The sequence below is a fragment of the Clostridium sp. BJN0013 genome (assembly GCF_040939125.1).
In the GTDB taxonomy this organism is placed as follows: domain Bacteria; phylum Bacillota; class Clostridia; order Clostridiales; family Clostridiaceae; genus Clostridium_B.
The window spans coordinates 3,092,286-3,114,122 of the sequence record NZ_CP162495.1; the positions used below are offsets into that span (position 1 = coordinate 3,092,286).

Below are 21,837 nucleotides of genomic sequence, written 5' to 3' on the forward strand. Positions count from 1 at the left end.
TTGCAAGATATGAGGGTTTATATAGAAATTATATAGAAAACTCACTATAGGACCTATAAACTTAGATAAGCTAGAATCAATCCAGATACAAAGATACTATAACAAATTATTCAAGCAAGGTAAAAGCGGCAGTCAAATAAATTACATAAATAAATTTCTAAAGCAATTCTTAAATTATGCAGTTGACTGTGGATATATACTTAGAAATCCCTGCGCTGGCAAAAAGGTCGTTATACCTAAAAAGGAACTAAATCAAGCAATTGAAAAAGATATTCCTATATTTACGGATGAAGAATTAAAAAAAATCTTAAATGCTGACAATTGTAAGATGAAATACATTGCCCTATTCTCTTTGTCAACTGGAATGAGACGAGGTGAGATTATAGGTTTAAAAGAAAGTGATATAGACTATAATTTAAATGAAATTCATGTCAGAAGAACCGTAGCTACTACTACAATATTTGATAATGAAAATAATAGAAGTAAGCAAACTATTATTCAAGAACCAAAAACTAAAAATTCTAAGAGAGACATTCCTCTTCAATCATCTTTAATAGGTACAATAAAAGATTCAATTAAGCTCAAAAAACAAGAAAGACTAAAAGCAGGTAATAGTTATTCCACAGATAATTTAGATTATATATTTCTAAGTGAACAAGGGAATTTAATAAATGCTGGAAATCTGGACAAGACATGGACAAAATTTTTAAGATCTTTAAATATTCCACATAAAAAATTTCATGCTCTTAGACATACTTTTGCTACTAAACAATTCGAAAACAAGACTCCCTTAAAAACCGTTTCTATGATTTTAGTCCACAGCAGTATTGAGATAACTGCCAATATTTACACTCACGTTGTAAAGAAAGAAAAAGAAAAATCAGCAGACTTATTAAGCGATATAAAAACTATGGTGTAAAAATGGTGTAAAATATTAAAAAATAAATGCTTAAATAGAAAAGAAAGAATGCTTTATCTCTTGATATTAAGCCATTCTTTCTTTTATGGTAGTCCCTAGGAGAATCGAACTCCTGATTTCACCGTGAGAGGGTGACGTCTTAACCACTTGACCAAGGGACCTCATATCATTTTGCAATCAACATTTATTATTATATATTTCCACACTTGTTTAGTCAATACTTTTTTAAGAATCACTTAATACAATAAAAATATTTTTATATAGTTGCAAATCACTTGCAACTATGTGTATAATATATATTGATTAAATTATACTATGCATATTATTACCATATACTATGAAATAATTCTTGATTTTAGGAGGAGGCCTATCTATGATTACTATAAAGAATTTACGTTTTTCTTATAATGGAAAACCTCCTTATTTAATAGATTCTGTAAATCTAAACATTAAATATGGAAGTTATGTTTCGATAATAGGTGAAAATGGAAGTGCTAAAACTACCTTAATCAAATTAATATTGGGGCTTTTAACTCCTTTAAAAGGCCATATTCACTTATCTACTAAAAAAATCGGCTATGTTCCTCAACTAATGGAAAATTTTAATTCTCAATTTCCAATTACAGTTTCAGAAATGCTTAAATGTCATATGAAAGTTTTAAAGATAAAAGATAAAAAACTTATAGACACATATCTAAATTCTGTGGGAATGAATGATTTTAAAAATAGTCTTATAGGAAATTTGTCTGGTGGACAACGTCAAAAAATATTTATAGCAAGAGCCCTGATAGGACCCCCTGAACTTTTAATACTTGATGAACCTTCTACAGGTGTAGATATGATAAGTCAAAAAGAATTATATACTATAATAAAAAACTTAAATGCTAATTTATCTATAACAGTAATAGCCATAGAACACAATTTAGAGGCTGCATTGAAAAATTCCACTCACATATGTGTTATGAGAAATAGCAGTGCAACCATGTATACCATTGAAGAATACAAAAAATTAATGGGTTTTAAATAAATCAATTTCTTATTTTGGAGGTAATCATGTTACAATACGATTTTATGCAAAATGCAATTATGGCAGGTATATTTATATCCATATTATGTCCTGCAGTAGGTACTTTTCTTGTTTTAAAAAGATATTCTATGATGGGAGACACTTTATCTCACTCATCCTTTGCAGGAGTTGCAATAGGTATTGTATTTGGATACAATCCTATATTTACGGCTTTTATATTTACCTCTATTGCAGGACTTGTAATAGAATTTTTAAGAAATTATTACAAAAAATATGCAGAATTAATACTTGTAATTGTACTTACCCTATCAGTAGGTATAGCAATTGTGCTTATAAGCACTGGAAAAGCCAGTGGAAATGTAAATTCCTATTTATTCGGCAGTATACTTACAGTATCTAAAAATGAACTCTATACTGTATTCATACTCAGTATAATTTCTGTCATAACTCTGTCAATACTTTACAACCAGCTGCTCTACATAACTTTTGATGAAAATGGTGCTAAAGTATGTAGGATAAAGGTAAAACTTACAAACTACCTATTTATCCTTCTAGTAGGTGCTACAATTTCCGTATCTATAAGAATATTAGGTATTTTAGTAATTTCATCTATGATAGCAATGCCTGTAGCTGCATCTCTCCAGCTGCATAAAGGTTTTAGATTTACACTTATATTCTCCATAATATTTGGATTTTTAGATATAATGGGAGGATTATTGTTATCTTATTACATAAACAGCGCTCCCGGTGGTACTATTGCATTAGTTTCCGTACTCACTCTTTTAATAGTTTTAGTTTATAAAAAATTGTGGAATAAATAGCCCAATGCCAAGTACTCCTATATCTATTGTGTGTTTTTATATTTTATTCGTACAAATTACTATCACTACCTTTTATCTTTTTATTTGTTTCATGTAATCTTCTACATTCTTGTACATACTTGACCAAGAACGTCTACAGAACATAACTGCTACATCACTTCTTCTAGATCTTTCCTTTATTATTTCCGCCATATTATGGCCTACATAATCTGTAAGTACCAGCACTAAGTCTGTATTTTCTGGAATTTTAACCTTTCTATCACCTTTTTTTCTTCCTGTAACGTGTCCTATCTTATTAAAACCAGTTTCCTTTAATTTATCAGTTATATTTCCAAGCTTATCTCCTCCGATAACTAGAATACTCATAGTTTTCCTCCTCTTTCATTTTTAATCTGAAGCGATATTGATATTCATTTTCAATTATATCCTATCTTTAAAATTTTGTAAATATATAAACTCAAAAAAGTATAATAAAGTCTCAATAAATCCTCTACTATACTTTTTAAATAATACTTTCACAAATTCTCATATAATCACTTGATTTATTTTACTTTTCTAATATCTATAAGTTTACTGCCATCTACCTCTGCTTCTTGAAAAGTTCCCATATTATCCATAACATATAGAGCTGATTCTATTATTGCAAAGGCCATAGGACATCCTGATCCTTCTCCTAATCTCATATTTAGATTCAACATAGGATTCAATCCCAACTCTTTCATTACATATTTAGCTGCCGGTTCTGCTGAGAGATGAGAAGGAAATAAAAAATCTATTACTTTTTTATTTAATCTTACAGCACAAAGTGCTGCTATTGAAGATATGAAACCATCTATTACAATAGGCACCCTATTTTTAGCAGCCCCTAAAAAGCATCCACATATCCCTGCTATATCAAATCCTCCTACTTTCGTTATAACATCAATAATATCTTCTGGATTTGGATTATTTATTTTAATAGCATTTTGAACCGCTGTTTTCTTAGCTTGAAATTTATCTTCTGTAATGCCAGAGCCTTTTCCCACCGTTTCATTTACCGGTAATTTTGATATTGCACTTAACACTGCAGAACTTGTAGCAGTATTACATACTCCCATTTCGCCTGTGCCAAATAAATCATATCCTTTTTCTACAAGTTCATCTACTGTCTCGATTCCTGTCTCGATTGCCTTTATACACTGTTCTCTAGTCATAGCTGGTCCTTTTGCTATATTTTTAGTACCATAATCTATTTTTTTATTTATAATTGCATCATTTTCAAAATCATAATCAGTTCCTATATCTACTATAGTTCTGTCACATTTAAAAAAATCCCCTAAAACACATACTCCTGTTATACCTTTAACAAAATTTTTAGTAATATTTGCTGTTAATTCTTTAGGACAATTGCTTATACCTTCTTCCCATATTCCATTATCAGAACACATTATGACTATATTTTTTTTGTGTATTTTATTGTGTACTCTTCCTGTAATTCCTGCCATTTTTATAACTATCTCTTCTAATTCTCCAAGACTTCCTATAGGCTTTGCTAAACTATCCAATCTTTCTCTAGCTTTTTCCATAGCTTCTTCATTTCTTTTTTCTATTTTCTCTAAAGTATTTTCAATCAGACTCATTATAATCCTCCATACATTTCAAAATCTACTAGTTCTATATTTTCTACAATAGGCTCGAACCCTGCCTGAATTTAACAATTATTCCATTTGTAGAACATCTCAATTATAATACAGGCTTTCCCTTTTTTGTAAAAAAAATAAAAATCATCTGTACATATAAAACTCATAATAATCTTTCTATATTTCATTTCAGAAATACTATTTCTCACTTTAGAACTAAATTCCACAAAATCATCATATTTTTTAATATAGTTTATTAATTTATCTGCAATAAATACTGAGGTTACAGGAGATACGCCTTTTGTATTTACTCCTATTGAAATATTTTCAGTACTTCTATGACAGGGTATAATACAATTTCCCCCTTTAGAATCTGTGACATCCACATATATTTTACAAAGTTTTCTGCAGTGCTGTTTTATAATGGAATTAAGTTCCCTATTATTTGTAGCAATTATCACAATATGCTTATCTCTTATATATTGTATGTCATACTTCTCTTTAATTAATACAACATTTGAATAGTCTTTAATATTGTCAAAACTATCTATAAAATTTTCAGACAGTATATAAACTTGGCATCCTTTCATGGCAAAAGTTTCGGATTTTATATAAGCCGCAGCTCCTCCACCTATAAGGATCACTTTTATCTTAGAAGATAAAAGTGAAATAAGTACAGGTGAATTATTCTCTCGGATATCTTTTTTCAAATCTAAATTTCTCCTTTTATGAAATAGTTCTTAGGTTTAAATGTAATTTTAAAAATAAGTTAGAATCAATAGCATGAATATTATTACAAAAAAAATCATCATATTGATTTCAGAAAAATACATAAGTTTTATACTCTCTTTTATATGCATAAAATTCAACTCCACAGACCTGTCACCTATAGTGGGTTTATGTACTAATTCTCCAAAATATCTATTGGCACCTCCCAGCTGTATCTTCATAGCACCTGCTGCTGCCCCTTCTGGATAGGCACAATTGGGGCTCTTATGATTTTTTCTATCCCGTATCATTATTTTGAAAGCATCAACAGAATTTCCCTTTACTATGGAGGCGGATATACACATAAAAACCCCTGTAATTCTAGCTGGAATAAAATTAAATATATCATCTATCTTTGCAGGAAAAAATCCTATATATCTATATTTTTTATTCATATATCCAAGCATTGAATCCATAGTATTTATACTCTTATACAGCATTGCAAAAGGAGCGCCAAAAACTGCATAAATAAGTGGGGCTATAACTCCATCTGAAGTATTTTCCGCTACTGTTTCTACACTTGCCCTTACTATCTCCTCACTATTTAAATCAGCAGTATCTCTTCCTACTATGTGAGAGAGTTTAGTCCTTGCATCTATAATATTGTCTTTTTTCAAAGCACAATATACTTTTTTAGCTTCCATTGCCAAACATTTAGCTGAAATAGTTGTGTAAATAAGAAATATATTTACTATCTGGTATAAAATTATATTTTTTCTCAAAAACATAAGTATGATAAAAGGTATAAAAAAACTAACCATGCCCACTATTAAAACTATTATACCACCCCATATTTTAAGCTTTTTTTCATTTTTATAAATTTCTCTTCCTTTTCTCTCTAAATACGATACTAGTTTTCCTATATATATTACAGGGTGGGGAAACTTATAAGGATCTCCAATCATCCAATCTACTATAACTGCTGCAAAAATATTTATAAAGTTAATGATTAGGAATAAAGTAAACAAATTTAATCCCCCTTTGACAGTCTATACTTTAAAGCTATTAGTCCTCATGTAATCCATAAAAAACATACCATGGTGCTATAGCCACAGCTGTACCCTTTGACTGTTCCCTAAGTAAAAACTCCCTTACTTCATCTTTGTATAAAGCTACTACCTCTATATCTTCTGTTTCTTCCAACTGTTGCTTGGGATTTTTATTTTCCTCTAGATTCTCATCTATTTCCATCTTTATTACCCTGACTCTATCTGTTACAAGGGCGGGGTTTGCATAGAGCTCAGGTCCTACAGATTTTATCCTTCCATTATATCCTGTTTCTTCTTTTAGTTCTCTTACAGCACTCTCAAATAAACTCTCATTTTCTACAAGCCCCGCTGGAAATCCAATAACATATTTATCAACAGCAGGCCTATATTGTTTTATAAATATATATCTATTAGATGGCATCAATTTACTTATTATTATAACTGTGCTTGTAGTATTTGTTCTCTCTATACTCTCCCATTTTAGAAGTTCATTCTTTTTTCCCAGATAAGTGACCTCTTCCATTCTAACCCATTCGCCTTCATATAATACTTTTTTTGATACTCTTTTCACTATACATACCCTCCTAATTTTTCAATTTCTTCTCCAATTATCATAAAACCCTTTTTTATATTTTCTTCACTAACCCTTGAAAAACCTAACCTTAAAGTATCATCCCCCTTATCATCTACATAAAATACATCTCCTGGGGTGAATATAACCTTTCTTTTATAACATTTGTCTAAAAGCTCCCTGGAATTTATATTTTTTAATTTTATAAATATATGCATTCCCCCTTCTCCCAGTACTTCTCTATTTTTAATATACTGTTTTGCACATTTTAATGCAAATTCATATTTTTCCTTATACACTCTTCTAGCTTTTTTTATGTATTTATCAAAATTACCACAATTTAAATAGTCATAAAAAACCGCCTGATCAAGAGAAGAAGTATGAATATTTCTGCTTCTTTTTATGCTTTCAAGATAACCTATAAGTGTCTTATCCCCTAATATCCACCCTATCCTTATGCCTGGAAACAATATCTTTGAAAAACTTCCTATGTATATAACACTATTACCAGAACCACTAAGAGCAGCCATAGGCGATACATGTGTTCCCAAATATCGAAGCTCTTCATTAAATCCATCTTCAATTATAGGTACATCATAGTATTTAAGTATATTATATACAGAAACCCTTTTCTCCGGAGACATAACAATACCTGTAGGATTATGATAGGAAGGGACAAAATAGGAAATTTTAAATTTGTTTTTTTGTAGCTTCCCTTCAAGCATGTCCAAATTAACTCCATCCCTTTCCATATCCACTCCTGTTATATTAAGTCCATGAAGTTTCATAATCTTAACTGCAGTATTATGAGTTGGATTTTCACATATTATACCATCTCCCTCTTTTGCAATACAGGATAATACCAGATCAAATCCTTCTGTAAAGCCATTAGTTATAAGTATGTCTTTTCCCTGTATATCTACCCCTTTATTCTCCATATATTTCAATAAATATTCAATAAGAGGCTTGTATCCTTTTGCATATCCATAATTTAATACTTTTTCTCCTTCTATAGCCATTCTATTTAAAAATGCCTTTTTGAACTCATCTACATTAAATAAATTTTCATCAGGAGCTATACTTTTAAAAGATATCATTCCCTTTTTCCATTTGGCTTCATGTTTAATTATATCTAATTTTTCTGAAAGTCTGCCATAATTATTTATTTTATTCTCCCAGGACACCTTCCATTTCCCCTGAAAATCCACTTTAACATTCGAAACAAAGGTTCCTTTGCCTCTTTTCGTGTATACAAAGCCTTCATCCTGTAAAAATTCATAGGCACATATTATGGTATTTCTGCTTACATTAAACATAGACGCCATTTCTCTGGTTGAAGGAAGCTTTTCATCCCTTCTAAGCAGTCCTTTTAATATCATATCTTTAATATAATCTTTTACCTGTATATATACAACCCTATCTTTATCTATTTTAATATTAGAGAACATAATAAATTTCACCTCAAATATATTTTTACACATTTAAATAAATAAATAAAGAATAATACCCGTTCAAATACTTAAAAGGTATTATTCTTTATTCTATAAAGTGATTTGAGTTAAAATTATTCATTCAGAAAAATTTCTAAATAGCATTTGAAACTAAATCTACTTAAAATGCAGGAATTATACTCCCTTTGTAATTTTCATTTATAAATTTTCTAATTTGCTCATCATTTACAGCCTTTGCCAATGCTTTTATATAAGGTTTATCCTTATCTTCATTTCTAACTGCAATTATATTGGCATAAGGTGAATCTTTTGATTCTATGGCAATGGCATCTTTAGTTGGATTTAAATTTGCCTCCAATGCATAATTCGTATTTATAACTGCCCCATCAACATCTGCCAAAATCCTTGGAAGCTGTGGTGCATCAACCTCCTGTATATTTAAATTCTTTTTATTTTCAGTTATATCCAATTTAGATATGGTATCCCCATCTTTTACTTTTATAAGTCCTTCCTTAGCCAATAATTTTAAAGCCCTGGCTCCATTTGTAGCATCATTTGGTATGGCAATTTGTGCCCCATCTTTTAACTCACTTAAACTTTTAATTTTACTTGAGTAAAATCCCAATGGTTCAATATGCACTTTGGCAACAGAAACTAAATTTGTTTTATTCTTTTTATTAAACTCTTCCAAAAATGGCGTGTGTTGGAAAAAATTTGCATCTATTTCCCCTGACTCCAATGCCTTATTTGGAGTTACATAATCTGTGAACTCAACTATCTCAAGATCATATCCTGCTTTTTTCAGTATAGGCTTAACTTTCTCAAGTATTTCCTTGTGAGGTTGTGGAGATGCTCCTATCTTTATAGTAGTTTTATCCTCACTTTTACTTGTACTTCCTTCATTTTTCTGTGTTCCACATCCAACTAATGCAAGAATAAATATTAATGATAAAATAACTGTTAATACCCTTTTCATTCTTATTCCTCCCTTATAATATTAAATTAAAAATAAATAAAACTCGAGGATAACCTCGAGCTAAAAACCTCAAACTATCCCCTATCTTTCAGCTTACGCTGTAGGAATTAGCACCAATGTATTAAAAAAATACTGGTTGCCGGGCTTCATAAGGCCAGTCCCTCCACCACTCTTGATAAAGCTTATATTAAATTTATAACTTACAGGATAAATTATAGCACACAATAAAATAATGTCAATATTATTTCTTTAAAAACCCAGGACAAACGCATGAAAATATATAACTACATAAGTAAGATTACGAGTTAACTAAATTTCCATAATTTTACTTATATATTCATCAGGTTTACAATTGATTGAAAATCTTTTTAATTTTAAACTCATCTTTTTTCCCATATCCAATAATTTTAATATAGATAATGCCCATTTTCTTATTATATTCATATTTTTATTTGCTGTTTCTTCAACTGTTTTAATGCTATCCTCTTTAAATGTAACATCTAAATGCCAGTGCATTATTTCTATTCCCCAATGACCTCGTACAGCTTTTTCAAATAAGTTTATTTCAGGGGCCAAACTACTTATATAATAACGTATTTCTTTACTTTCTTTATCTTTCTTCTTTATAGTTTTTTCTACAATTCCTATACTTTTAAGATTCTTCCATTTTTCCCTATTAGTTAGCCACTTAATGTCCTTTGTTTGATAATATTCCCTTATCTCAATTTGGCCATGTGACTTTTCAACTGTTTTTTTATAATTCCCATCTTTAATTATTTTTTCCCTAAAGTCATCATCTTCAAAATAGGTTATTAAATCATTATGCAGTATTTCTTGGTTCCCTTTTACTGCTAACACGTAGTCAGCTTTTTTCTTTATTATTTTCTCAGCAATTTTAGTTTGTGTTCCCATTGCATCTATTGTTACTACATATCCTTTTATTTGTAATCTATCTAACAATTCAGGAATTGCTAAAATCTCATTTTCTTTTTCTTTCACTGCACTTTGTCCAAAACAAACTCCTTCTTCATCACACCAGGCTGACACTATGTGTAGTGGTTTTTTACCTTCAGTCTTACTTCCTCTCATAGTTTTTCCATCTATGTTAAGTATTTTTTTTATACTTTCACCATCATTTTTAGATATATATTCATTCCAAGTAGATTGAATCTGTTGAATTAAATTAGGTTCTATCATTCCCATCACTCTTTGGAAAGTATCATGTGATGGAACGCCATTTTCTAATTTAAAATACCTTTTTAAAAGTGTTTCATGTAATTTACAAAATACCTCTATTTCAGTCCACTCATTTCCATTTCCTAAAGATGCAATCAAAACCATTCCCACAATTTCATTTATTGGATATCTTACTTTATTAAATTGTCTTGGATCATCTATATTTTTCAGTGACTCAAAAAAATCATACATATCATAAATATTCTTCATAAATTTAAAATCTCCCTTTTTATGATTTTATCAAAAAAAGTGGAGATTTTAAATAAAATTTATTTCATGCGTTTGTCCTGCATTTTTTTAAATATATTTTATCTTAAATAAAAACTGCACTTATATTAAACAATATCATTTAATATAAGTGCAAATTTTAATAAGCATTTCTATACCTTTCCATACTTTCCTTAAATAATTCTGCAGTGGAAGGTGGAGTATAGGAAATAGCATTGGCACCTGCTTGTATTGTTTCTCTAATACTCTCATCTGTTTTGCCTCCTGTAGCTATTATAGGAAATTCTTTATAATTTTCTCTTATTTTCTTAACCAACTTAGCACTATTTTTACCGCCAGATACATTTAATATGGAAGCTCCTGATTTTATTCTCATCTCAATATCATCCCGCTCGGATACTACTGTAACTACAATAGGAATATCAATAGAGTCTCTAACTGCCCTTATAACCTCATTAGATGTAGGACTATTGACCACTACTCCCATAGCCCCTGTAAATTCAGCATTCAATGCTAAATTTACAACCCTTTTTCCCATAGTAAGTCCTCCCCCTACACCACAAAATATTGGCACATCAGAGGCTGCAACTAAGGCTTCACTTATAACTATCTGCGGAGTAAAAGGATAAACTGCTAAAATTGCATCTGCATTTATATTTTTTATAACTGCTATGTCTGTAGTAAATGCAAGAGATTTTATTCTCTTACCAAAAATATTTATTCCACTGGCTTCTCTAATTACAAGCGGCAGATTTATCATGTGATCTCTAAGTGTCCCTCTTATTTCCGGTACATATTTTACACTTTTTTGATTAGCTCCTTGGCTCATTTATTATCTCTCCAAATCAGTTTCTATATGATTTTACTTTCATAACTATTTTATATTAATTTAAAAAAATATTCTATAAAAAAATTTAATTCAATATAACTTTCACCCTATAAATTTTAAATTAAAAATACTTCTTCAGCTATTTTAACAGCTTCTCTAGCATCTTTAGCATAATAATCTGCTCCTATCATATCTGCATAATTTTGATTCAATACCGCTCCTCCTACTACAATCTTACAACTGAGGTTATTTTCTTTTATAGCTTCTATAGTTTTTTTCATACTAGCTACAGTCGTTGTCATGAGTGCACTTAATCCAACTAGTTTTATATTATTATCTCTTATAGTATTTACTATTTTATCAATCTCAACATCTCTCCCTAAATCTATAACTTCAAAGCCATAATTTTCAAGTAACACTTTAACTATATTCTTCCCTATATCATGTATATCCCCTTTTACTGTAGCCAACACAATTGTACCTTTTTCTAAATTTTTCTGTCCGTTACTTAACATATTCTCTTTTATTATTTCAAAAGATTTTTTTACAGTTTCTGCTGACTGTATAAGTTGAGGCAAAAATATATCCTGCAGTTCATACTGTTTCCCAACTTCATCTAATGCAGGAATTATATAAGAATTTACTATTTCTAAGGCTTTCTTATTTTTTAAAAGTTCAATTGTCATAGCTTCCGCTTCATCTTCAATCCCATCAATAATCAATTGTTTAAGATCCTTTAAATCTTTATTGTCACTATTGTCACTTTTAAGTGAACTATTCTCTTCTTTTTTTAGCTTTTCACCTTTAGATTTATTTCCATATTTAACTACATACTCTTTTCCTTCCTTATCTATATTGGTAAGCACTTGAAAAGCAGCTATAATCTCTTTCATAGACTCATCTGAGGGATTCATTATGGGCAGATCCAATCCTGCCTGCAGTGCCATGGTAAGAAAAGTTCTATTTAATATACTTCTATTTGGAAGTCCAAAGGATATGTTACTTACTCCCAAAACAGTTTTTACTCCAAATTTTTCTTTTACCATCTTTATAGCTTTTATTGTCTCCAATACTTCTTTTTGTTGGGCAGATACAGTTAAAGTTAGACAATCTACTATTATATCCTTTTTATTAATACCATAAGTACCGGCAGTCTCAATTATTTTTCCTGTAATTTTTACTCTTCCATCTGCAGTGTGAGGTATTCCCTTTTCATCTATGGTAAGTGCTATAACACATCCTCCATATTTTTTTACTATGGGAAATACTTCTTTCATAGATTTTTTACTTCCATTTACAGAATTTATCACGGGTTTTCCATTATACATTCTTATTCCAGTTTCTAGAACTTCAGGATCAGGACTATCTATACTAAGCGGCAATTGAACTACTTTCTGTACTGCTCTAATTGCCTTTTTCATAATCTCAACCTCATTAATTTCAGGAAGTCCCACATTTACCCCAAGTATATTTGCCCCTTCTTCTTTCTGTAAAATAGCTTCCTTTTGTATATAATTGGTATTTCCTTCCTTTAATTCCCTTTTATAAATACTTCTTCCTGTGGGATTGATTCTCTCTCCAATAATTTTTATTTTTTCACCTATTACAACTGTATCTGTAGCAGAGCATACTGCTGTATAATTTTTTTCTGCTATATTTAAAGGTACTAACCCTTCTAAAATTTTTCTACACATTCTTATAAATTCTGGAGTAGTACCACAACATCCACCTAAAACCCTAACCCCTTTTGTGGCCATAGTTAATACATTCTCTGCAAAACCTTCAGGGGATACATCATAAATTGTATTTTCCCCATCATACCTTGGAAGTCCTGCGTTAGGTTGTACCATAACCGGTATGGAAGAATATTTTAAAATTTCTTCCACAATCCCTTGAAGCTCTTTAGGTCCTAAAGAACAGTTAACTCCAAGAACATCTACCCCCAAAGCTTCCAACACAAATACCATAGTTTTAGCATCCGTACCCATAAGAGTTCTGCCATCCTCTTGAAATGTCATTGTACAAAATATAGGAAGACTACTATTTTCTTTTGCTGCAAGGATAGCTGCTTTTGCTTCATATAAATCAGTCATAGTTTCTATTAAAACTACATCTGCACCAAATTTTTCGCCTATAATGATTTGATTTTTAAATAATTTATATGCACTTTCAAAACTTAAATTCCCTGTAGGCTCCATAATTTTTCCAATAGGTCCTATATCAAGAGCCACTAATTTATCTCCTGCTTCCTTTTTCGCAAGTTTTACTCCCGCAGAAATCACATTCTCTATAGTATAATCAGAATACTCATATTTCAGTTCATTAGCTCCAAAAGTATTAGTTGTTATGATGTCTGCTCCTGCATCTAAGTACTTTCTATGTATTTCCCTTATTATTTCAGGATTTGTAATGTTAAGTATCTCCGGTAATTCTCCCAATTTAAGTCCTGATTTTTGAAGCATTGTTCCCATAGCTCCATCAAAAAAAATAAATCTATTATTGAATTTATTTACTAAATTTTTAAAATTCATTATGTCTCCTCTTTTCCCAAGTACTCTATACCTGATTAAACTATAACTTTATATTTATACATATAATACACCAATTATTTATCTATATACATTTTAATTATGTCCTCACTCTTATTTCCCATAATAAATATTTTAATATTGCTTGTCAACATTTTTACAATGTTTCTACTCTTTAAAAAATAATTTAATTATTTTTTGTTTTTCTATTGACAAGTATTATATATATCTGGTATTATCTTTTCAATTGAATACGGAACTTCTTATCCAGAGCGGCGGAGGGACTGGCCCTATGATGCCCGGCAACCTGAATGATTTTTTATTATTCAACGGTGCTAATTCCAGCAGGTTAAAACCTGGAAGATGAGAAGCATGAAGGATATCTTCTTGTAACTTATCTTACAAGAAGATTTTTTATTTTTTACTTTTCTGCGGATTACCAATAAGAAGTTTCGTGCAAGATATTAAAAACTTCAAAAAAATCACAAATAAATACTGTCAAATAAAAACTATCAAGGAGGAATATATAATGAGTGAAAAAAAATTATCATTTGAAACATTACAAGTACATGCAGGGCAAGTGCCAGATCCAACTACTGGTGCAAGGGCAGTTCCAATCTATCAGACTACATCCTTTGTTTTTAAAGATGCAGATGAAGCTGCAGACTTTTTCCAATTAAAGAGACCTGGAAACGTGTATGGTAGAATAATGAACCCTACTGAAGATGTATTTGAACAAAGAATAGCAGCCCTTGAAGGAGGCTCTGCAGCTCTTGCTACATCATCAGGAATGGCGGCAATTTTATACTCCATACTTAATGTAGCAAATTCAGGAGATGATATAGTCTCAGCCAGCACACTATATGGCGGAACTTATGAATTATTTAAGGTGACTTTAAAGAAACTTGGAATCAATGTAATATTTGTAGATCCGGATGACCCTGAAAATATTAGAAAAGCTATTACTCCTAAAACTAAAGCAGTTTATGGAGAAACAATAGGCAATCCAAGAATTAATATTTTAGATATAGAGGCTGTGGCAAATATTGCCCATGAGAATAAAATACCTCTTATTTTAGATAATACATTTGGAACACCATACCTTGTAAGACCAATAGAATACGGTGCAGATGTAGTTATTCATTCTGCAACCAAATTTATTGGAGGACATGGAGCTGCAGTTGGTGGAGTTATAGTTGACGGTGGTAAATTTGATTGGGCAGCAAGCGGCAAATTTCCTGATTTCACCACACCTGATGAAAGTTACGGTGGACTTGTATATTCAGACTTGGGTGCTGTAGCTTTTGCCACAAAGGCAAGAGTTCAACTTTTGAGAAATACAGGTGCTACAATTAGTCCTCAACATGCCTTCTATTTTATTTTAGGTTTAGAATCATTATCCTTGAGAGTTGAAAGGCACGTAGAGAACACACGAAAAATAGTAGAATTTTTAAATAATCATCCAAAAGTTTCCTGGGTAAATTATCCTGAACTAGAAAGTAGTCCATATAGAGAATTATCCAAAAAATATTTTCCAAAAGGAGCAGGTTCCATATTTACCTTTGGAATAAAAGGTGGCCTTGAAGCAGGAAAGAAATTTATAAATAGCCTTAATTTATTTTCACTACTTGCAAATGTAGCAGATGCTAAATCCCTTGTGATTCATCCATCAAGTACTACCCATTCAGAACTTAATGAGGAGCAGCAAAAAACTGCTGGAGTTACTCCAGATCTCGTAAGACTTTCCATTGGAGTTGAGGGTGTTCAAGATCTTATAGATGACTTAGAACAAGCTCTTGCCCAAGTTTAATATAATACACTGTGATTAATTATTTAAAACTCCTCCTACAAATTAAATAATTAATATCCGCTTATTTAAAAAGCCATGATCTAAATGGGCGGGGCAAATTATACTAATTCTTGTAACAAAAATAGTAATTATATGTTACATCACCTCCTAATTTATTAAATAAGATAGTCCCTAGATTTTTCTATAAATATCTAGGGACTATTATTGATAAAGTATTAATTATTTTTTTAAATTTCTTCATTTACCATATGTTTCACTATAAAAATTTTAGTTGTTACTCCTCTTCACTAAATTCAACAAACCTCCATATCTTATCATATTTCTCTGCCTATCTGTAACATCAAATAACATTTTATATTCTTCACCTTTAGTTTTATTAGTTACTATAATAATATTATTATCAATTTGTGTTAATGCATCTTTAATTTCCAATTCATCCATAGTTTCTATTCTGTCATAGTCCTCTAAATTTTCAAATACTAAAGTAATTATTCCATTGTTTATAAGATTCGCCTTGTGGATTCTAGCAAAGGATTTAGCAAGTACTCCTTTTACTCCCAGATAAAGTGGTGCTAGAGCTGCATGTTCTCTACTTGAACCCTGTCCATAATTACTTCCTCCTACTATGAATCCTCCCTGATTCTCCTTTGCTTTTTTAGGAAAATCTTCATCACAAGGAGTTAGACAATACTCAGCTAAATAAGGTATATTAGACCTATAAGGTAAGAGTTTAGCATTAGAAGGCATTATATGATCTGTAGTTATATTATCTCCTACTTTTGTAAGAACTTTGCCCTCTACATTTTCTCCTAAGGCTTTTGCTTTAGGGAAAGGCTTTATATTAGGTCCCCTTACTATTTTAATTTCTTTTCCATCTTCTGAAGGCTTAACTATCATATTATCCTCTACTAAAAATTTAGAAGGCATTTCTATATCAAAGTGTTTTCCCAAAGTTCTTGGGTCTGTAATATAACCTGTTAGTGCAGAAGCTACTGCAATCTCTGGACTTACTAAATATATTTTAGCAGATTTAGTTCCAGATCTTCCCTCAAAATTTCGATTAAAAGTTCTAAGGGAGACAGCATCAGTAGATGGCGATTGACCCATACCTATACAGGGACCGCAGGCACTTTCAAGTATTCTGGCACCAGCCGCCACCATAGAAGCTAAGGCACCATTTTCCGCTAACATAGTTAAAACCTGTTTAGACCCTGGAGATATTACTAAAGATACACTTTCACTTACAGTATTCCCTTTTAGTATATTTGCAACCTTCATCATATCTGTATAAGAAGAATTAGTACAACTCCCTATACATACTTGATTTACTTTTATATTTTTTAGTTCAGATATAGACACTACATCATCTGGGCTATGCGGACAAGCCACCATAGGCTCAAGTAAAGATAAATTTATTTCCATTTCTTCATCATATACTGCATCCTCATCCGGCTGTATAGAATAAAAATCTTCTTCTCTCCCCTGTGCCTTTAAAAATTCCCTTACTACATTATCACTAGGGAATATAGAAGTCGTAGCACCCAGTTCTGCACCCATGTTGGTTATTGTAGCTCTCTCTGGTACAGACAGAGTTTTTACTCCCTCCCCAGTATATTCAAAAATCTTTCCTACTCCACCCTTAACTGTAAGCCTTTTAAGCATCTCCAAAATTATATCCTTGGCTGTAACCCAAGGACTCAATTTTTCAGTTAAATTTACCCTTACAATAGAGGGCATATTTATATAATATTCTCCTCCTCCCATAGCTACAGCTACATCCAGTCCACCTGCACCAATGGCAAGCATTCCTATGCCTCCACCGGTAGGAGTATGACTATCTGAACCTAAAAGGGTATCTCCAGGAACTCCAAACCTTTCTAAATTCACTTGATGACATATTCCATTCCCTGGTCTTGAAAAATATATACCATGTTTTTTTGCCACAGTTTGGATATAAAGATGATCATCTGCATTTTCCGGTCCAGATTGTAGTATATTATGATCAATATAGGCTACAGAGCGTTTTGTTTTAACCCTATCTATTCCTAATGCCTCAAATTGAAGATAAGCCATAGTCCCTGTAGAATCCTGAGTAAGAGTTTGATCTATTTTTATGGCTATTTCTCTTCCAGGTATCATTTCACCTTTAACCAAATGATTTTTTATGATTTTCTGTGATGCATTTAATCCCATTCCTATCCTCCATTTCTGTAAATTAAGAGCTATACACTAGCTAGCTCTTTCTTCTGTTTTTTCAATAACTTCTGGCATTACTTTGCTCACCAATAATTCTAACTCATTATTGCCTATTACGCTAGTCCTTCCTGATATATATTGTTCATCTACCCACATTTTTATTTGATCAATCCTAGGATCATTTTTATCAATTTTATTACTATCTTTTAATCTATAATAAGTATTAATCCAAGCTGCTATCCCGGCACGGCCGGAATACTGACCTACAGCCACTACCACTGGTCTTCCTAAAATTTTATCCGTATCAAATATATTATAAATTTCTTCATCTTTCAATATACCATCTGCATGTATTCCTGCTCTTGTTACATTAAAATCATTTCCTACAAAAGGAGTTCTTACAGGTACAGAGTAATTAATTTCCTTCTCAAAATACTCTGCTAGCTCTGTTATAATGTGAAGCTTCATATTCTTAGTATCTCCTTTTATTTGGGCATATTCAACTATCATAGCTTCTAAAGGACAATTTCCTGTCCTCTCCCCTATTCCTAAAAATGAAGTATTTACAGAAGATGCTCCATATAACCATGCCGTTGTAGAATTATTTACCACTCCATAAAAATCATTGTGTCCATGCCATTCTATGCATTCTGAAGGAACTTCACAGATATTTCTAAGTCCATGTATAATTCCCTGTACACTTCTTGGAATTTCCACACCATTGTAAGGTACTCCTAATCCCAAAGTATCACAGGCCCTTATTTTTATAGGTATATTCGCTTCTTTTGACATCTTCATCAATTCATTTACAAAAGGTACTACAAATCCATAAAAATCAGCCCTTGTTATATCTTCTAGATGGCATCTAGGTCGAATTCCATTATTTAGTGCTTCCCTTGCTAAATCTAAATACATATCCATAGTTTCTTTTCTTGTCATCTTAAGTTTTTTAAATATATGATAATCTGAACAAGACATAAGCATTCCTGTTTCTTTAATTCCCATATCTTTTACTAACTTTAGATCTTCTTTATTTGCTCTTATCCAAGAAGTAACTTCTGGAAACTCATATCCTCTTTCCATGCATATCTGGGCAGCTTTCCTATCCTTCTTTGTATATAGGAAAAATTCTGTCTGTTTTATTATTCCTGAATTATTATCTAATTCATGAAGATAATCAAAAATTCTAACTATCTCCCTGGAAGTATAAGGAGGCATAGACTGCTGTCCATCCCTAAATGTAGTATCTGTAATGTATATATTATCAGGCAAATCCATAGGTAATTGTATTTTATTAAAAGCTATTTTTGGTATTTCTTCATATGGAAACATGTCTTTATAAAAATTAGGATTATTTACATTGTCCAATTTATAATTGTAGGAACATTTTTTCATATAAATCATCTCCTTATTTTAAATATTGGATCTATAACTTAAAATGAATTTTTGAATTATTTGAATAAAGTTATTTCATATATATATTTACCTTTATATGTAAAAAAATTATATTTATACTTAAAATTCAAATAGTTATTAGATATGCCCCCCTCTAATAACTATAAATAAGAATAATTATACTTATATTGTAACACTTTTATTATATTTTAGCAAATAAATTTTATCCCATTATCATACATTTGAATAAAACGTATTCATCTCTTTTAATTATATATGAAAAAGGATTTTTTCTATTATATATTGGCCCTATATATAATTTTATTTTTAAAACTATAATTTATATTTAGCAATATATACATGGATATAATTATTCATGTGATATAATGGATAATGCAATATATATTCAATAAAAATCCAATATTATGGAAAGGAAGTTTTAACTTATGTTAAGAACCATTTTATTTTACTTTATTTTTTGCCTATATATGGTATATTCACTGGGTAAAAAATTTAAATTAAATAAAATTAGGAAGACCAAAAATGAAGAAGAAACCCAAAATTACATCAATATATCTTTAAAAAAATGGGCTGACTTTATACTAAAACTTATAAATGCCAGAATAGAATTAAATGGAATAGAAAATATACCTAAGTCCACCTGTCTTTTTGTTTCAAATCATCAAGGTTTTTTAGATATACCTATAATAATTCATTCTGTAGATAGAACAGTAGGTTTTATAGCTAAAAAGGAAATAACAAGATTTAAATTAATTGCTTATTGGATGAAACAAATAAAATGTGTTTTTATAGATAGAGAAAATATACGAGAATCTATGAAATCACTAAATGAAGCAGTTCAAATATTAAAGAGTGGACACAGCATGGTAATATTTCCAGAAGGCACTAGAAGTAAAGGCCCTACAATAGGTGAATTTAAAAAAGGAAGTTTAAAACTAGCCCTGAAGGCAAAGGTTCCTATAGTTCCTATAGCCATAGATGGAAGCTATAAATTAAGAGAAGGTAACAAACATAGTATAGTAAAATCAGCAAAAGTAAAAGTAACTATATGTGAGCCTATATATACAGATAGGCTCTCAAAAGAAGAATTATCAGACATATCAAATATTGTAAAACAACAAATACTTAAACACACATATATTAAAAAATAATACAAAATAATTATTACGACAGGGTGGTTGAATTTTATGAATTATACAAAAAAATATTTTAATATACTAGTTCTAATAATATTAATAACTTTTTTAATATCTGGCTGTGTAGATCTAGAAAATAGCAGAACAACTAATTCTTCTAATAAATCCTTAGAATTTACAGTACATTATATAGATATTGGCCAAGGCGATAGTGAACTTATTCAAGTAAATGGTAAAAATCTATTAATAGATGCAGGTCCAACTAAAAATACTGATAAGCTTTTATCCTATTTGGATAGTATAGATATTAAAAAATTAGATTATGTAATTGCCACCCATCCTGATGAAGATCACATAGGTGGCATGAGTACTGTAATAAATACATACCCCATAAATAAATTTTATGCTCCTAAAAAAACAGTTACCACCAAGACATTCGAGAATATGATAACTGAACTAAAATCTAAAAATATGAAAATAGATGTTCCCAAGCCAGGTATGCAACTAGATCTAGGTGAAAATACTAAGGCAGAAATATTAGCTCCCAACAGCAATAAATATGAGGATACCAACAACTATTCTATAGTTTTAAAAATATCCTACGGAAATACTAAATTTCTCTTTACAGGAGATGCTGAAAAATTAAGTGAAAGAGAAATTTTAGATAAAAACTATGATATATCCGCAGATGTATTAAAGATCGGTCATCATGGCAGTTCTACTTCTACTTCAGATGAATTTTGGGATAAAGTATCTCCTGATATAGCAGTTATAAGCTGTGCTGCAGACAACAAGTATGGACATCCTCATAAAGAAACTTTAAGAAAATTGAAAAAAAGAAATATACGTATTTATAGAACTGATATCGATGGAAGCATAGTGATTATAAGTGATGGAAAAGATATAGTTAAAAAATCAAATGATTCTTAGATTTAGCTAGGATTCGCTTATAAGAAATACAATCTTCTCCACCTGAACCTCAGAAAAACTTATCCAAGGGCGTAGTAGTGTTTATCTTCCACTTTAAATAATATGGAAGTATTAGCGTTGCCGCCTTCGGGATAAATCAAAAAATAAAAAATGGCTCCGTGGAGAGGATTCGAACCTCCAACCCTTCGGTTAACAGCCGAATGCTCCACCATTGAGCTACCACGGAACAACTTTATCCGGCAGCGACCTGCTCTCCCACAGGGCCTCCCCTGCAGTACCATGGGCACTGTGGAACTTAACCTTCCTGTTCGAAATGGTAAGGGGTGTTGCCTCCACGTTATTGCCACCAGATTTTTATCATTTTTCTCACTACAGTTTTATATTATA

Annotated in this window: 18 protein-coding genes, 2 tRNA genes, 1 rRNA gene and 2 riboswitches; of the genes, 6 read left to right on the plus strand and 15 right to left on the minus strand. The window is 30.8% G+C overall.

From position 1 onward, the window contains the following. Positions 1 to 277 precede the first annotated feature (277 nt). A complete protein-coding gene (locus AB3K27_RS16065) occupies positions 278 to 919 on the plus strand; it encodes a site-specific integrase (RefSeq protein WP_368491263.1) in 642 nt (213 codons plus the stop codon). A gap of 86 nt (positions 920 to 1,005) precedes the next feature. On the opposite strand, the gene AB3K27_RS16070 is transcribed toward AB3K27_RS16065, so the two are convergent. Further along, positions 1,006 to 1,080, minus strand: a tRNA-Glu gene (locus AB3K27_RS16070). A 212-nt stretch (positions 1,081 to 1,292) separates the two neighbouring features. Here AB3K27_RS16070 and AB3K27_RS16075 point away from each other — a divergent pair. Together AB3K27_RS16075 and AB3K27_RS16080 are read left to right on the plus strand one after the other, a co-directional pair. Next, positions 1,293 to 1,946: a metal ABC transporter ATP-binding protein gene (locus AB3K27_RS16075; protein WP_368488393.1), complete on the plus strand. Its 654-nt coding sequence runs from the start codon at positions 1,293 to 1,295 to the stop codon at positions 1,944 to 1,946. A 26-nt stretch (positions 1,947 to 1,972) separates the two neighbouring features. Beyond that, the gene (locus AB3K27_RS16080; protein WP_368488394.1) at positions 1,973 to 2,767 is read left to right on the plus strand and encodes a metal ABC transporter permease; all 795 of its coding nucleotides are present in this window, start codon (positions 1,973 to 1,975) and stop codon (positions 2,765 to 2,767) included. 72 nt (positions 2,768 to 2,839) lie between these two features. On the opposite strand, the gene AB3K27_RS16085 is transcribed toward AB3K27_RS16080, so the two are convergent. The 10 genes from AB3K27_RS16085 to AB3K27_RS16130 form a co-directional block, all read right to left on the minus strand. Next, on the minus strand, positions 2,840 to 3,133 hold the full coding sequence (locus AB3K27_RS16085) for a DUF2325 domain-containing protein (protein WP_368488395.1): 294 nt from the start codon (positions 3,131 to 3,133) through the stop codon (positions 2,840 to 2,842). 176 nt (positions 3,134 to 3,309) lie between these two features. Then, positions 3,310 to 4,386 (minus strand): nicotinate-nucleotide--dimethylbenzimidazole phosphoribosyltransferase, encoded by a 1,077-nt coding sequence (gene cobT, locus AB3K27_RS16090; protein WP_368488396.1) that lies wholly within the window; start codon positions 4,384 to 4,386, stop codon positions 3,310 to 3,312. Positions 4,387 to 4,457: 71 nt separating this feature from the next. Then, positions 4,458 to 5,096: an NAD(P)-dependent oxidoreductase gene (locus AB3K27_RS16095; RefSeq protein WP_368488397.1), complete on the minus strand. Its 639-nt coding sequence runs from the start codon at positions 5,094 to 5,096 to the stop codon at positions 4,458 to 4,460. Positions 5,097 to 5,144: 48 nt separating this feature from the next. Next, a complete protein-coding gene (gene cbiB, locus AB3K27_RS16100; protein WP_368488398.1) occupies positions 5,145 to 6,122 on the minus strand; it encodes an adenosylcobinamide-phosphate synthase CbiB in 978 nt (325 codons plus the stop codon). A gap of 37 nt (positions 6,123 to 6,159) precedes the next feature. Beyond that, a complete protein-coding gene (locus AB3K27_RS16105; protein WP_368488399.1) occupies positions 6,160 to 6,714 on the minus strand; it encodes an NUDIX domain-containing protein in 555 nt (184 codons plus the stop codon). Then, a complete protein-coding gene (locus tag AB3K27_RS16110) occupies positions 6,714 to 8,162 on the minus strand; it encodes a PLP-dependent aminotransferase family protein (RefSeq protein WP_368488400.1) in 1,449 nt (482 codons plus the stop codon). Before AB3K27_RS16110 ends, AB3K27_RS16105 begins: the two co-directional genes overlap by 1 nt. A gap of 163 nt (positions 8,163 to 8,325) precedes the next feature. Continuing rightward, complete coding sequence (locus tag AB3K27_RS16115) at positions 8,326 to 9,141, minus strand: MetQ/NlpA family ABC transporter substrate-binding protein (RefSeq protein WP_368488401.1); 816 nt, start codon at positions 9,139 to 9,141, stop codon at positions 8,326 to 8,328. A gap of 78 nt (positions 9,142 to 9,219) precedes the next feature. Then, a riboswitch (SAM riboswitch) is annotated at positions 9,220 to 9,323 on the minus strand. Positions 9,324 to 9,450: 127 nt separating this feature from the next. After that, the gene (locus AB3K27_RS16120) at positions 9,451 to 10,587 is read right to left on the minus strand and encodes an ISAs1 family transposase (protein ID WP_368488402.1); all 1,137 of its coding nucleotides are present in this window, start codon (positions 10,585 to 10,587) and stop codon (positions 9,451 to 9,453) included. Positions 10,588 to 10,744: 157 nt separating this feature from the next. Continuing rightward, positions 10,745 to 11,434 (minus strand): hydrolase, encoded by a 690-nt coding sequence (locus AB3K27_RS16125; RefSeq protein WP_368488403.1) that lies wholly within the window; start codon positions 11,432 to 11,434, stop codon positions 10,745 to 10,747. A 116-nt stretch (positions 11,435 to 11,550) separates the two neighbouring features. Continuing rightward, positions 11,551 to 13,965: a homocysteine S-methyltransferase family protein gene (locus AB3K27_RS16130; RefSeq protein WP_368488404.1), complete on the minus strand. Its 2,415-nt coding sequence runs from the start codon at positions 13,963 to 13,965 to the stop codon at positions 11,551 to 11,553. Positions 13,966 to 14,222: 257 nt separating this feature from the next. Beyond that, positions 14,223 to 14,332, plus strand: a riboswitch (SAM riboswitch). A 159-nt stretch (positions 14,333 to 14,491) separates the two neighbouring features. On the opposite strand from AB3K27_RS16130, the gene AB3K27_RS16135 reads away from it, so the two are divergent. Continuing rightward, positions 14,492 to 15,772, plus strand: a complete 1,281-nt coding sequence (locus AB3K27_RS16135; protein ID WP_368488405.1) for an O-acetylhomoserine aminocarboxypropyltransferase/cysteine synthase family protein — start codon at positions 14,492 to 14,494, stop codon at positions 15,770 to 15,772. 267 nt (positions 15,773 to 16,039) lie between these two features. Here the strand turns inward: AB3K27_RS16135 and AB3K27_RS16140 are convergent, their stop codons facing one another. Both AB3K27_RS16140 and AB3K27_RS16145 read right to left on the minus strand, forming a co-directional pair. Continuing rightward, the gene (locus AB3K27_RS16140) at positions 16,040 to 17,965 is read right to left on the minus strand and encodes an aconitate hydratase (protein WP_368488406.1); all 1,926 of its coding nucleotides are present in this window, start codon (positions 17,963 to 17,965) and stop codon (positions 16,040 to 16,042) included. Between the two features lie 36 nt (positions 17,966 to 18,001). Next, the gene (locus AB3K27_RS16145; RefSeq protein WP_368488407.1) at positions 18,002 to 19,372 is read right to left on the minus strand and encodes a 2-isopropylmalate synthase; all 1,371 of its coding nucleotides are present in this window, start codon (positions 19,370 to 19,372) and stop codon (positions 18,002 to 18,004) included. Positions 19,373 to 19,809: 437 nt separating this feature from the next. Here AB3K27_RS16145 and AB3K27_RS16150 point away from each other — a divergent pair, with 437 nt between their 5' ends. Together AB3K27_RS16150 and AB3K27_RS16155 are read left to right on the plus strand one after the other, a co-directional pair. Further along, complete coding sequence (locus tag AB3K27_RS16150) at positions 19,810 to 20,535, plus strand: lysophospholipid acyltransferase family protein (RefSeq protein WP_368488408.1); 726 nt, start codon at positions 19,810 to 19,812, stop codon at positions 20,533 to 20,535. 36 nt (positions 20,536 to 20,571) lie between these two features. Further along, on the plus strand, positions 20,572 to 21,450 hold the full coding sequence (locus AB3K27_RS16155) for a ComEC/Rec2 family competence protein (RefSeq protein ID WP_368488409.1): 879 nt from the start codon (positions 20,572 to 20,574) through the stop codon (positions 21,448 to 21,450). A gap of 151 nt (positions 21,451 to 21,601) precedes the next feature. Here AB3K27_RS16155 and AB3K27_RS16160 read toward each other — a convergent pair. Continuing rightward, a tRNA-Asn gene (locus AB3K27_RS16160) sits at positions 21,602 to 21,676 on the minus strand. An 8-nt stretch (positions 21,677 to 21,684) separates the two neighbouring features. Next, positions 21,685 to 21,801: ribosomal RNA gene (rrf, locus tag AB3K27_RS16165) — 5S ribosomal RNA — on the minus strand. Positions 21,802 to 21,837: the final 36 nt, after the last annotated feature.

Coding starts and splice junctions, on each gene's coding strand:
- AB3K27_RS16075 (WP_368488393.1), top strand. CDS start 1,293: ATGATTACTATAAAGAATTTACGTTTTTCTTATAATGGAAAACCTCCT.
- AB3K27_RS16120 (WP_368488402.1), bottom strand. CDS start 10,587: ATGAAGAATATTTATGATATGTATGATTTTTTTGAGTCACTGAAAAAT.
- AB3K27_RS16125 (WP_368488403.1), bottom strand. CDS start 11,434: ATGAGCCAAGGAGCTAATCAAAAAAGTGTAAAATATGTACCGGAAATA.
- cobT (WP_368488396.1), bottom strand. CDS start 4,386: ATGAGTCTGATTGAAAATACTTTAGAGAAAATAGAAAAAAGAAATGAA.
- AB3K27_RS16145 (WP_368488407.1), bottom strand. CDS start 19,372: ATGATTTATATGAAAAAATGTTCCTACAATTATAAATTGGACAATGTA.
- AB3K27_RS16130 (WP_368488404.1), bottom strand. CDS start 13,965: ATGAATTTTAAAAATTTAGTAAATAAATTCAATAATAGATTTATTTTT.
- AB3K27_RS16115 (WP_368488401.1), bottom strand. CDS start 9,141: ATGAAAAGGGTATTAACAGTTATTTTATCATTAATATTTATTCTTGCA.
- AB3K27_RS16140 (WP_368488406.1), bottom strand. CDS start 17,965: ATGGGATTAAATGCATCACAGAAAATCATAAAAAATCATTTGGTTAAA.
- AB3K27_RS16135 (WP_368488405.1), top strand. CDS start 14,492: ATGAGTGAAAAAAAATTATCATTTGAAACATTACAAGTACATGCAGGG.
- AB3K27_RS16085 (WP_368488395.1), bottom strand. CDS start 3,133: ATGAGTATTCTAGTTATCGGAGGAGATAAGCTTGGAAATATAACTGAT.
- AB3K27_RS16150 (WP_368488408.1), top strand. CDS start 19,810: ATGTTAAGAACCATTTTATTTTACTTTATTTTTTGCCTATATATGGTA.
- AB3K27_RS16110 (WP_368488400.1), bottom strand. CDS start 8,162: ATGTTCTCTAATATTAAAATAGATAAAGATAGGGTTGTATATATACAG.
- AB3K27_RS16155 (WP_368488409.1), top strand. CDS start 20,572: ATGAATTATACAAAAAAATATTTTAATATACTAGTTCTAATAATATTA.
- AB3K27_RS16080 (WP_368488394.1), top strand. CDS start 1,973: ATGTTACAATACGATTTTATGCAAAATGCAATTATGGCAGGTATATTT.